The sequence below is a fragment of the Tardiphaga sp. genome, assembly GCF_044336785.1.
Lineage (GTDB): Bacteria > Pseudomonadota > Alphaproteobacteria > Rhizobiales > Xanthobacteraceae > Tardiphaga.
The window spans coordinates 1-11,815 of the sequence record NZ_JBIIOT010000129.1 but is presented as its reverse complement, the minus strand read 5'-3'; the positions used below and the strand labels follow the sequence as shown (position 1 = coordinate 11,815).

Annotated in this window: 11 protein-coding genes and 1 riboswitch; of the genes, 6 read left to right on the top strand and 5 right to left on the bottom strand. The window is 63.5% G+C overall.

The genetic code is table 11. The features are described from left to right. The first annotated feature begins 86 nt into the window (after nucleotides 1-86). Together ACIQ2A_RS23645 and ACIQ2A_RS23640 are read left to right on the top strand one after the other, a co-directional pair. Entirely contained in the window at nucleotides 87-800 is a 714-nt protein-coding gene (locus tag ACIQ2A_RS23645; RefSeq protein ID WP_398484044.1) for a YdcF family protein, read from the top strand. A gap of 36 nt (nucleotides 801-836) precedes the next feature. Next, nucleotides 837-1,604 carry a lysophospholipid acyltransferase family protein gene (locus ACIQ2A_RS23640; protein ID WP_398484042.1) on the top strand — a complete coding sequence of 256 codons (768 nt, stop codon included), beginning with the start codon at nucleotides 837-839 and terminating at the stop codon, nucleotides 1,602-1,604. 214 nt (nucleotides 1,605-1,818) lie between these two features. On the opposite strand, the gene ACIQ2A_RS23635 is transcribed toward ACIQ2A_RS23640, so the two are convergent. Further along, nucleotides 1,819-2,376 (bottom strand): gamma-glutamylcyclotransferase, encoded by a 558-nt coding sequence (locus tag ACIQ2A_RS23635; RefSeq protein WP_398484040.1) that lies wholly within the window; start codon nucleotides 2,374-2,376, stop codon nucleotides 1,819-1,821. 343 nt (nucleotides 2,377-2,719) lie between these two features. On the opposite strand from ACIQ2A_RS23635, the gene ACIQ2A_RS23630 reads away from it, so the two are divergent. Beyond that, nucleotides 2,720-3,910 carry a DUF2125 domain-containing protein gene (locus tag ACIQ2A_RS23630; RefSeq protein WP_398484038.1) on the top strand — a complete coding sequence of 397 codons (1,191 nt, stop codon included), beginning with the start codon at nucleotides 2,720-2,722 and terminating at the stop codon, nucleotides 3,908-3,910. 201 nt (nucleotides 3,911-4,111) lie between these two features. Here ACIQ2A_RS23630 and ACIQ2A_RS23625 read toward each other — a convergent pair whose 3' ends face one another. The 3 genes from ACIQ2A_RS23625 to ACIQ2A_RS23615 are packed head-to-tail and all read right to left on the bottom strand — an operon-like array spanning nucleotide 4,112 to nucleotide 7,028. After that, a complete protein-coding gene (locus tag ACIQ2A_RS23625) occupies nucleotides 4,112-5,053 on the bottom strand; it encodes a prephenate/arogenate dehydrogenase family protein (protein WP_398484036.1) in 942 nt (313 codons plus the stop codon). Further along, nucleotides 5,046-6,146, bottom strand: coding sequence for a histidinol-phosphate transaminase (gene hisC / locus ACIQ2A_RS23620; RefSeq protein WP_398484034.1), 1,101 nt, complete (start codon nucleotides 6,144-6,146; stop codon nucleotides 5,046-5,048). The genes ACIQ2A_RS23625 and hisC overlap by 8 nt, the downstream gene beginning before the upstream one ends. A 30-nt stretch (nucleotides 6,147-6,176) precedes the next feature. After that, nucleotides 6,177-7,028 (bottom strand): chorismate mutase, encoded by an 852-nt coding sequence (locus ACIQ2A_RS23615; RefSeq protein ID WP_398484032.1) that lies wholly within the window; start codon nucleotides 7,026-7,028, stop codon nucleotides 6,177-6,179. Nucleotides 7,029-7,356: 328 nt separating this feature from the next. Continuing rightward, a riboswitch (SAM riboswitch) is annotated at nucleotides 7,357-7,436 on the top strand. Between the two features lie 82 nt (nucleotides 7,437-7,518). On the opposite strand from ACIQ2A_RS23615, the gene ACIQ2A_RS23610 reads away from it, so the two are divergent. The 3 genes from ACIQ2A_RS23610 (at nucleotide 7,519) to ACIQ2A_RS23600 (ending at nucleotide 10,723) form a co-directional block, all read left to right on the top strand. Further along, a complete protein-coding gene (locus ACIQ2A_RS23610; RefSeq protein ID WP_398484030.1) occupies nucleotides 7,519-8,727 on the top strand; it encodes a homoserine O-acetyltransferase in 1,209 nt (402 codons plus the stop codon). Next, a complete protein-coding gene (gene metW, locus ACIQ2A_RS23605) occupies nucleotides 8,724-9,392 on the top strand; it encodes a methionine biosynthesis protein MetW (RefSeq protein ID WP_398484028.1) in 669 nt (222 codons plus the stop codon). Before ACIQ2A_RS23610 ends, metW begins: the two co-directional genes overlap by 4 nt. Nucleotides 9,393-10,072: 680 nt before the next feature. After that, on the top strand, nucleotides 10,073-10,723 hold the full coding sequence (locus tag ACIQ2A_RS23600; RefSeq protein ID WP_398484026.1) for a TIGR02594 family protein: 651 nt from the start codon (nucleotides 10,073-10,075) through the stop codon (nucleotides 10,721-10,723). Between the two features lie 188 nt (nucleotides 10,724-10,911). Here ACIQ2A_RS23600 and ACIQ2A_RS23595 read toward each other — a convergent pair whose 3' ends face one another. After that, entirely contained in the window at nucleotides 10,912-11,685 is a 774-nt protein-coding gene (locus tag ACIQ2A_RS23595; protein WP_398484024.1) for an MOSC domain-containing protein, read from the bottom strand. Nucleotides 11,686-11,815: the final 130 nt, after the last annotated feature.

Below are 11,815 nucleotides of genomic sequence, written 5' to 3'. Positions count from 1 at the left end.
GATCGAGCGCCATCGTCGGGGCTGCAATATCGCCAAGACTCCGAAAAACTCATAAAGTTGTGGCCGCAAAACACCGCACCGAAACGATGACCCTGTTGGACGACCATAACCAGATCGATGACGCACCGGCCAAACCGCTTCCGAAGCGGCGGCTGATCCGTGCGGCGATCGTTGGCGCCATCGCCGTCTCCTTCATGGCCGGCCTTGTTGGTTTCGTCGCGTTCCTGTCCCAGCTGCGCAGCGGCGACATCACGCCATCCACCAAGGCCGATGGCATCGTGGTGCTCACCGGCGGTTCGTCGCGCGTCGCCGATGCGCTCGATCTGCTCGCCAATGGGTTTGGCAAGCGGCTGCTGATCTCCGGCGTGCATCCCACCAATGGCATCGGCAATATCCAGCGCTCGTTGCCGGACAACGACCAGCGTCTGCTCGCCTGTTGCGTCGATCTCGATCGCTCCGCCACCGACACGCGCAGCAATGCGGTGGAGACGCGGCGCTGGGTGCGCAAGCAGGGCTTTCATTCGCTGATCGTGGTGACATCGAACTACCATATGCCGCGTGCGCTGGTGGAACTGTCGCATGAACTGCCCGATGTGGAGCTGATCCCGTTCTCGGTGATCGGCGAGCGCTGGCGCGACGAGGCGTGGTGGACCAGTGGCACCACGCTGCGTTTGCTGTTATCGGAATATGTGAAATTCATCGCCGCCGAAGCGCGGGCGCGGCTGGCTCATATCGGCATCGACCTGATGCCGGATACCAACGAGCTGCCTGAACCCGCGCCGCGCAAGCCGGTGTCCTGAGCCACCTGACACATTGATCGAGCGAAGTTTGAAGACATGATATTCCTGCGTTCGCTGATCTATCAGGTGCTGTTCTACGCGCTGCTGGTGTTCTGGATTCTGGTGGCGATTCCGACGCTGCCGCTGCCGCCGCGCTTCTTCATGACGATCGCCAAACTGTGGGGCACCAGCAGCATCTGGCTGATGCGTGTGGTCTGCAATACGAAGTTCGAGGTGCGTGGCCGCGAGAACATTCCCGATGGTCCGCTGGTCGTCGCGTCCAAGCATCAGTCGATGTGGGAAACGTTTGCGCTGCTGCAGTTCTTCGACTGGCCGCTGTTCATCTACAAGAAGGAACTCGGGCGGATTCCGTTTTTCGGCTGGTATCTGATCAAGTCGAAGATGATCGAGGTCGATCGCAAGGGCGGCGTGCGCGCGCTGATGGATATGAGCAAGCGCGCTGCGGTTGCGATCCAGGGCGGCCGTCAGCTCATCATTTTTCCGGAAGGCACGCGCCGTCCGGTTGGCGCGCCGCCGGACTACAAGAGCGGTGTCGCGCAGATCTATGCCATGAGCAACGAGCCGTGTTTGCCGGTGGCGCTGAATTCCGGCCTGTTCTGGCCGCGGCGGACGTTCTTGCGTTATCCCGGCACGCTGGTGGTTGAGTTTTTGCCGCCGCTGCCGGCGGGGATGGACCGCAAGGCGTTTCTGCCGTTGCTGGCGGAGCGGATCGAAGAGGCGACGGACCGGCTGGTGGCGGAAGGGCGCGCGGAGCAGGCGGGGATTTTCGAGCGGGTGCCTGATGTAGCGGTGAGGGAGAAGTAGGGGGCGCCTTCTCCCTCCCCCAAGCGGCGAAGCCGCGCAGCGGGGAGGGTGGATCGAAGCGAGCGTTCAGCGAGCTTCGAGACGGGTGGGGTGCTTCCCCAAACTCCGACGTCACGTGGGGAGAGACCCCACCCGACCTTCGCTACGCTCAGGCCACCCTCCCCGCTGCGCGGCTTCGCCGCTTGGGGGAGGGAAAAGGTCCGCGTTTTATGGCTCATTCATGCAACATCATCGCGAGCTTATGCAGCTGCGCGTCTTTGAATCCCTGCGCCTCGATGGACTTCACCGTCGACAGCACATAATCGAGATTGTTGCCCGAGCGGCCGTGGCCCTGCTTTACGACACGGAGCTGCTCGGAAAGCGACAGCCGGCCCGCATACTGGACGTGGCTGCGATCGGCCACATAGGTCAGCGCGCTCACCCGCGAGCGGGCGTGGTCGTCGAGCCAGACCGAACGCATCACTTCGCGATACACACCCGTGGTCTGCTCGCGCTCCCGCAGATAGGCGATGGTCGCATCCCGCTTGTCCGCCGCCACGCGAAAGGCGATGCCGCGGCAGGCGCCGCCGCGGTCGAGGCCGAGCACCAAGCCCGGCTTTTCCGGCGTGCCGCGATGATCGAAGGAATAGACGCAGAGCGCGCGGTGCTCGCCGATCAGGCGGGCGGGCAGCTGCTCGATGAAATCGAAGCCCGGTCGCCACATCAGCGAGCCATAGCCGAACACCCAGAGGTCATGATCGGAGACAGGGGCTGGCGAATTGAGCGGGGTCATGAGGTCGCACTAGCACAACACACCCCGTCATTGCGAGGAGCCTCTAGGAGACGACGTCGCCCGTGGCCATCCTTCGAGACGCGGCCGAAGTCGGCCGCTCCTCAGGATGAGGGAAGAGTATGGACGCTGTAAAAGTCCCTCATGGTGAGGAGCCCGCGAAGCGGGCGTCTCGAACCATGCAGGCCGAGCACTCTCCTCATCCATGTGCGACGGTCCTTGAACAGCGCGCCGCGCCGGCAATGACGGCGGTAAAACGCGCACTGGTCGAAGCCAGCCGATCATGCGAAGGAAACCTCCCGTCGGCACCGCCGTTTCGACAAATTCCTGCGCTCTAGGGTCCATCATGTCAGACATTCTTGAACCTCGCCGCCGCCGTCTCGGGCTCCTGTTCTTCATGCCCGTGGTGCTGGTCGTCATCTGTCTTGCCTGGACCGGCTTCTGGTTCTTTGCCGCTTCCAAGGTCGATGAGAATGTCGAATTGTGGCAGGCGCGCGAGGCGCTCGCCGGGCGCAAATATGATTGTGCCAATCGCTCGGTGGCGGGTTTTCCGTTCCGGCTTGAAGTGCGGTGTGATGGCGTCAGCGTGGCGCTGCAAGCGCAGACGGCGACGCAGAATGCCACGCAGATTCCGGTCACCGCAAAACTCGGTGAAATTCTTGTCGTCGCGCAGATCTATACGCCGAACCTGCTGATCGCCGAGTTCAAGGCGCCTGCGGTCATCTCGCAGGCTGGCCAGCCCTGGATGGCCATGGGCTGGAGTAATGCGCGCAGCAGCATCACTGGACTGCCGGGCACGCCGGATAGCGGCGACCTCGTATTCGACGATCTGTCTCTGGATCGCTTCGCCGGCAATGCGTCGGCGTCGGTGGTGCGCGCCAAGCGGGTCGCGCTCCATGGTCGCACTGCGCCGAATTCCACCGCTGAAAGGCCGATCATCGAGACCGCCTTTCAAGTGACGTCCGGCAGCATTGCCGATGTGCATCCGCTGCTCGCAGCACCCTTCGATGCAGATATCCGTACGCTGGTATCGGGCCTGAACAATATCGAGCCGAAGCCCTGGCCGCAGCGCTTTCGCGAGATCCAGGCGGCGGGCGGTCGTCTTCAGATCACGCAATCGCGGGTGCAGTCCGGCGAGATTGTCTCGCTCGCCACCGGCGTGCTCGGGCTGACGGCAGCGGGCAATCTCGATGGCGAATTGCAGATGACGGTGACGGGGCTCGACAAGGCGATCAATGCACTCGGCATCGACAAGCTGCTGGAAATGGGCGTGCCGCAGGAGACGCTGGATCGTCTCGCACCGGGCGTGAAGTCGCAGGACGTGAACAATCTTCTGGGCGCGCTGGATCGTGCGATCCCCGGCCTCGGCAATTTCGCGCGCAAGAATGCAGGCGGGGCGCTGGCTGCGGGCGTGAATTCGATCGGCACGCCGGCCACGCTGGAAGGCAAGCCGGCGCGTGCGTTTCCGTTGAAGTTCGTCGATGGTGCGGTGTTCTTCGGGGCGCTGAAGGTCGCGCAGATTCCGCCGTTGTTTTGATCTTCCCTTGCCCGCGTGCGGGCAGGGCTATCACCTGTGACTGAGCGCGGATGGGGAGAGTGCTCGGCCTGCATGGTTCGAGACGCCCGCTTTGCGGGCTCCTCACCATGAGGGTCTTCTACAGCGCCAGACTCAGCCCTCATCCTGAGGAGCCCGCAAAGCGGGCGTCTCGAAGGATGGCCACAGGCTGCGAGCGCCGTGTCAGCTGTCTTTCTTCTTCAACGCCGCATGCTTGCGGCCGAAATCTGCGGCGGCTTCATCCTGGCCGAGATTCACGATGCCGCGGCGGATCGCCCGCGTGCGCGTAAAATGCTCGAACAGCGTCTCGCCATCACCGCGCCGGATCGCACGTGTCAGCTTCGACAGATCCTCCTGAAACGCGCCGAGCATTTCCAGCACCGCGTCCTTGTTGGTCAGGAACACGTCGCGCCACATGGTGGGATCGGACGCCGCGATACGGGTGAAATCGCGGAAACCGCCGGCCGAGAACTTCAGCACTTCCGAACGGGTCACGTCTTCCAGCTCGTCGGCCGTGCCGACGATTGTATAGGCGATGAGATGCGGCAGATGGCTCGTCACTGCCAACACGAGATCATGATGCGCAGCGCCCATGATCTCCACATTGGCGCCGAGCGTGGACCACAGCGTCGAGAGTTTTTCGACGGCCGCGGGATCAGCGCCGTCCGGTGGCGTGAGGATGCACCAGCGATTCATGAACAGTTCGGCGAAGCCGGAATCCGGGCCCGAATTCTCGGTGCCGGCAACCGGATGCGCAGGAATGAAATGCACGGTGTCCGGCAGATGCTCCGACATCGCTGATAACACCGACGCCTTCACCGAGCCGACATCGGAGATGATGGCGCCCGGCTTCAGATGCGGCGCGATGCTCTGCGCCACATCGCCGGCGCGGCCGACGGGGACGCAGGAGATGATCAGGTCGCTGTCTTTCACCGCCGACGCATTGTCGTCGGCAATGCGATCGGCGAGCTTGATCTCTGCGGCGCGGGCACGGACCTCCGGCGAGGCGTCGGTCGCGACGAGTTCGCCGGCAAGGCCGAGCTGCTGGATGCCGCGCGCCAGCGAGGAGCCGATCAGGCCGAGCCCGATCAGCGTAATGCGTGGGAAGAGCGGCGCGTCAGTCATTGCGCTGCATGAATTCGCGCAAGGCGGCGAGCACGAGCTCGTTGGCTTCCTCGGTGCCGATGGTCATGCGCAGCTCCTGATGCAGGCCGTAGCTCGCGACCGCACGCAGCACGAGGCCGCGCTTGGTCAGGAACGCGTCGGCTTCGGCTGCGGTGAGACCAGCCGTGGTCGGGAAGTGGATCAGGATGAAATTGGCGACGCTCGGCGTCACCTTCAGCCCGATCTTCTCGATCTCGGTGGTGAGGAGATCGCGCCACTTCTCGGTGAAGGCGCGCGACATCTCGACGTGATCGGTGTCCTCGATCGCAGCCACGGCGGCGAGCATCGCCGGCGCCGAGACGTTGAACGGGCCGCGCACGCGGTTCATCGCATCGACGATATGCGCGGGACCGAACATCCAGCCGATGCGCAACGCCGCAAGGCCGTGCACCTTGGAGAAGGTGAAGCAGGCGACGGTGTTCTCGGTGGTTTTCGCAAGATCGATCCCGCTCTCATAATCGGGCTTGCCGACATAGTCCGCATAGGCGGCGTCGAGCACCAGCAGCACGTGATCCGGCAGCGCGGCGCGCAGGCGCTTCACTTCCGCGATCGGCAGATAGCTGCCGGTCGGATTGTTCGGGTTCGCCAGCCAGACGACCTTTGTCTTGTCAGTCACGACCTTCAGGATCTCGTCCACATTGCAGGTGAAGTCGATTTCCTTCGCCACGACATTGGTGGCGCCATTGCCCATGGTGGCGATGGGATAGACCAGGAAGCCGTATTGGGTGTGGATCGCCTCGTCGCCGGGGCCGAGATAGACATGCGCGATCAGGTTCAGGATCTCGTCCGAACCGGCGCCGCAGATGATGTTGTCGGGGTTGAGGCCGTAGCGCTTGCCAACGGCGTCGCGCAGAACCTTGGACGTCCCTTCCGGATAATCCTCGAGATGCGTACCGACGCGGGCAAAGGCCTCCTTCGCATGCGGCGACGGGCCGAACGGCGTCTCATTGGCCGACAGCTTGAACACCTTGCGGCCGGCCTCGGGCGTGGGGCTCTTGCCGGGGGTGTAGGGCGCGATATCGAGAATGCCGGCTTTCGGCACGGGGCGGGACATTGGGGTAGCTCCGGATCGTCTGGAAAAAGCTCAGGCGCGCGGCGCGCCGTCTGCGGGCACCGTATAGCGGGTTGCGTGGCTGCCGACGAGGGCGGAGGACCGTACCGAGGCCCCCGCTGCGATCAGGGCAGCCTTGATGCCGTCGAAGGTCTGCGGCGCGCTGATGGAGACCAGCAGCGAGGCGCCGTCGAAGGCGGTATCCGGCACCACGACCACATCGGCCAAAGGCGCCAGCGCGCGGGCAATCTCGGCATTCCAGCCGGAGACGCGGACGCTCCAGCATTCCACCTCGGTGACCATGGCGCTGTCGGCGACGCGGGACACCACGAACACCGGCAGGGCGGCCGGATGGTCGGCGCGCTCGATGAACGGCAGGCGGGCGATGATCTTTGGCACGCCCTCGGCTTCGAGTTCGTGCCACCACGGCGTCTGGCCGGAAGTGGCGGAGACCAGCGCGAGGTCGCCCTTGGATTTGGCCACGGCTTCCACCGCCGCGACGGCGCTGAAATGCGAGATATACGGCACCGTAAAACCGAAATGGAAACGGGCGGAATCGCGCATGGCGCTTTCGCCGAGCGACAGGTCCGCATGCAGCGAGAACGGCGCCTGGACGTAGGTGAAAGTCGAGATGATCACGCGCCAGATGCCCTCGACTGTGTCAATGGGCAGGATGCCGCGATGGCGCTGCACCAGGCGGCGCATCATGTCGGCCTCGCGGGCCGGGCGGAACGCCGAGCCGACCTCCTGGGTCTGCTTCACCGAGATCAGCCGGTCGATGATGTCGCCGCGCGACATCAGGAGCTGATGCACCTGCGCGTCGATGCTGTCGATCTCCTGGCGGAGCTCATTCAGGGACGGCGGGGCGGGGGGCAGTTTCGACATGAAAACGGACCTTGGGCGACCTTGGGCAGACAGGGCCCCTGATTAGGTAAGACGGGGTATGAAAGCAAAGAAAACATGACATCGTCATCCCGGCCGATGCAGCCGGACTCTCGCATAGGGTGTGGAGAGTGCGTGGCCTGCATGGTTCGAGACGCCCGCTGCGCGGGCTCCTCACCATGAGGGTCTTCTGTAGCGCCATACTCCTCCCCTCATCCTGAGGAGCGGCCTTTTCAGGCCGCGTCTCGAAGGATGGCCAAGGGCTGGAACCACTTAAATGGTTCTAACCCCTCCCTATATTGACGGTCGGCCAAGGTGGGACTACGATCCCTGCCTACTCCGTGGTCATTTGAGCCGGCCGGCTTGCAGCCACGTTAAATAACTCGCTAAACAGGCCGGGGACGTTTGCTCCCGGCCGAACCGTATGTTCAGGCCGGGTTTTTTGTGCCCGGTATCCGTGTGGAGGACTCCCGCGAGGGAGCCGGGTATCGCGATGGTCAGTGTCCAGCCCTTGAAGAGTGTCTCGGTCGCCCCCGAGGATCGCCTTCACGAAGCCAACAATCCGAGTTCGCTGGTCGCCAAATTCGGCGCCGACGAGCCGCTGCGCCTCGATTGCGGCGTCGATCTCGCTCCGTTCCAGATCGCCTATCAGGCCTATGGCACGCTGAATGCCGACAAGACCAACGCCATCCTGATCTGCCACGCACTGACCGGCGACCAGCACGTCTTCAACAAGAACCCCGTCACCGGCAAGCCGGGCTGGTGGGGCACCATGGTCGGGCCGGGCAAGGCGCTGGATACCGACCGCTACTTCATCATCTGCTCCAATGTGCTGGGCGGCTGCATGGGCTCGACGGGGCCGGCCTCGATCAATCCGGCGACGGGCAAGATCTGGGGCCTCGATTTCCCCGTCATCACCATTCCCGACATGGTGCGCGCGCAGACCATGCTGATCGACCGTCTCGGCATCACGCAGCTGTTCTGTGTGGTCGGCGGCTCCATGGGCGGCATGCAGACGCTGCAATGGACGGCGGCCTATCCCGAACGCGTGTTCTCCGCGCTGGCGGTCGCCTGCGCGACAAAACATTCCGCGCAGAACATCGCGTTCCATGAACTGGGCCGGCAGGCGGTGATGGCCGATCCGGACTGGCGCGGCGGGCGTTACTTCGAGGAAGGCACGCATCCGCATCGCGGCCTCGGTGTGGCGCGCATGGCCGCGCATATCACTTATCTGTCGGATGCCGCGCTCCATCGCAAATTCGGCCGCCGCATGCAGGATCGGGAACTGCCGACCTTCTCGTTCGATGCCGATTTCCAGGTCGAAAGCTATCTGCGCTACCAGGGCTCGTCCTTCGTCGAGCGCTTTGACGCGAACTCGTATCTCTATCTCACCCGCGCGATGGATTATTTCGACATCGCCGCGGACCATGACGGCCATCTGGCTGAAGCTTTTCGCGATACGCAGACACGTTTCTGCCTCATGTCTTTCACCTCGGACTGGCTGTTCCCGACCGCGGAATCCCGCGACGTGGTGCATGCGCTGAATGCCGGCGGCGTGCGCGTGTCCTTCGCCGAGATCGAGACCGACAAGGGGCACGATGCCTTCCTGCTCGACGTGCCGGAGTTTCTTGACATCGCCGACGCCTTCCTGAATTCGGCGGCATCGGTGCATGGCCTGCCCGTGGCGGAGGCCGGCAAATGAACGCGCCGCAACAAGGCCTGCATTTCAGTCTCGCGCGCCCGGCCTCGCGCGGCCTCGAAAACTATCGCGGCGATCATGTGCTCGTCGCTGACATGATTCCGGCCGGCGCAAAGGTGCTCGACGTCGGCTGTGGCGACGGCGATCTGCTGCAATTGCTGGAAAGCCGCGGCATCGACGGCCGCGGCATCGAACTGTCGCGTGAAGGCGTGAACCGCTGCGTCGGCAAGGGCCTCGCGGTGGTGCAGGGCGACGCCGACACCGACCTCATCAACTATCCCGACGATGCCTTCGATTATGTGATCCTGTCGCAGACGCTGCAGGCGACGCGGCAGCCGCGCGTGGTGCTGGAAAACCTGCTGCGCATCGGCCGCCGCGCCATCGTGTCGTTTCCGAATTTCGGCTTCTGGCGGATGCGGCTGCAGCTGCTCGTGGGCGGCCGCATGCCGCGCACCGAGAACCTGCCGGCGACCTGGTATGACACGCCGAACATCCACTTCTGCACCATCAAGGACTTCGTGCATCTGTGCGACGAGATCCATGTGAAGATGGAGCGCGCGGTGGCGCTCGATCTTCATGGTCGCCCGCTGCGCTTGAATGCGCCGTGGTGGTTCTGGAATCTGTTCGGCGAGCAGGGCGTATTCCTGCTGCATCGGGTGGAGAAGTAACGACAAGCCGTAGGGCGGATGAGCGCAGCGTCATCCGCCATTCTTCGCCACACGCACTTGGCTGGCGGATTACGCCTTCGGCTCATCCGCCCTACGGCGGCGGCGCTTTGCGAGCGGAAAGCGCGGTCATTACTCCGTCCCTCATCCTGAGAGTCTGACTCATCAAGCGATGGGGTATTTTTGGCTGGACTTGCTCGGGACAGTAATCCCAGCTCGCTTCTCCGTCCCTCATCCTGAGGAGCCGCGCAGCGGCGTCTCGAAGGATGGCCGCAGGCTCTGCGCCAGACCAACTCATGGTTCGAGACGCGGCCTACGGCCGCTCCTCACCATGAGGGACAGAGTGTGCTGCGCTCCATGGACCGCGTTATCAGTCAGGCTTTCAGGATGCGGGCGGAGGAGGCTGCGCCGCTGCCTGCATGCACCCCAAAGATGCAATAAAATTAGCTAATCAAAATAGGTAATATACGAAAGCCTCCCGCTCAGCGGGAGGCTGCTATGTCTAGACGTATTAGAATCGTTAAACTTGAAGGCAAAGCTAAGTCCGGCGCCCAGAAATGAGCCAGATTCGCGCCGTTTGACGTCTTGCTTTCGTCACACGCAGCCTGTTTTCACACACCCCTCACAAAGTTGGAGCGTGTTTCCGATCTGGGGATCGGAGGTATTACGAGGGTTAACTTTCTATGGTTCGTTTTGTTGCGTATCGCCGTGCACTTCGCCTGTCTGCTCTGGCGCTGTGTTCGGCAGCTATCTTTGCTTCCATCTCGCCGGCCTCTGCCCGGCCTCAGCACGGCGCCTCGCGCCATCATTCGCATCACGTCAGCAAATATACTCACAGCTCTCGCAAGCATGTCCGGCATCGTGCGCGCACTATGCGCCGTCACGCCGCCCGCGCAGAGCAGCAGACGCCGTCCTTCGGCGATTCCGAAAATTTCGCAAATGCCAATGCGAGCATGAACCAGCCGTCGGGCGGTTTCGGTGGCTCGGGTCTCGTCGACACCGCGCGCAGCTTCATCGGCCGTGGCAATCCGACCGCGCGCGGCCGGCTCTGGTGCGCCGCGTTCATGAACCTCGTGCTGAAGCGCACCGGCCATCAGGGCTCGGGCTCCGACATGGCACGCTCGTTCTCGAGCTATGGCCAGCGCCTGTCCGGCCCGCAGGTCGGCGCCATCGCCGTGATGTCGCGTGGACGCCGCGGCGGCCATGTGGGCGTCGTGTCGGGCATCGATGCCAAGGGCAATCCGATCATCGTGTCCGGCAATCACGGCAACCGCGTCGCGGAGTCGACGTATTCCAAGGGCCGCGTCTACGCCTATGTGATGCCGTCGAGCTGAGGTGTGTAGGGTGGGCAAGGCGTAGCGTGCCCACCACAGCTGTCACGACAGAAGATGGTGGGCACGGCGCAAGAGCGCCTTTGCCCACCCTACAGAATGTTTCCGTCATTGCGAGGAGCGCAGCGACGAAGCAATCCAGTCTTCGCTTGCGGCCCTGGATTGCTTCGCTTCGCTCGCAATGACGGGGATTACGCTTCCACCTCGATCCGGTCGCCGGCTGCAATCCTGCCGCCGGTGATCACTTCGGCATAGATGCCGCAATCCGCGTGACCATACGTCTGCTGCAGGGTCTTCGGAATCGTGAGATCGCGGGCCGCCGTATCCGGATCGACATTGGTCGCGGCACAGCGGACGATGCGCTTCACCACCTTCAGGCGGGCATCGCCGATCTTCAGCGTGCGTTCGAGCAGGTCGAATTCGTGCCAGGCCGGCCAGCCCGACACATGCAGGTTGCCGCGGAAGCGGAGCGGATGCACCGGCTGACCGATCGTCTTTTCGAGATCGGCGACGCTGGCGAGATTGATGATCGACACCACTTTGCGCGGGACGTCGGAAAAGCTGTGGCCCTCGGCGAACAGCACTTTTGGCGGGCCGCGGAGTTCGTCGGCAAAGTTCTCCGCGAAATAGGCCTCGATGGCCGCGCGGCCTTCGGCTGACTGCAGGTCGGCCTGGGCGACCTCGGCGCCGTCCTGTCGGATGGTCAGCGTATGGCTGGCGTCGTCATAGCGGCTGCGCAGCGCCGCCAGGCGCTCATTGCGCATCAGCATCAGGAACTGGGTCTTCGGGAAATATTGCGGTGCTGCCGGATCGAAGCCGATCGGCCCGTTCTCGATGGCATAGCGGCGGTCGGCCGGCAGCGGCTGGCCGGGCGATAGCGCGACATCGGTCAGCGGCTCGGGCGTCAGGCCCTTGACGGGATAGCGATAGATGCTGGCGAGGCTGGCATAAGGCTGTGCGGTCATGGTTGGGCCTTCGAGGTGGACCGTCATTGCGAGGAGCGCAAGCGACGAAGCAATCCAGTTCTTCCTTCGTATGGCGCTGGATTGCTTCGTCGCCAAGGGGCTCCTCGCAATGACGGCAGGGGCCGGATAC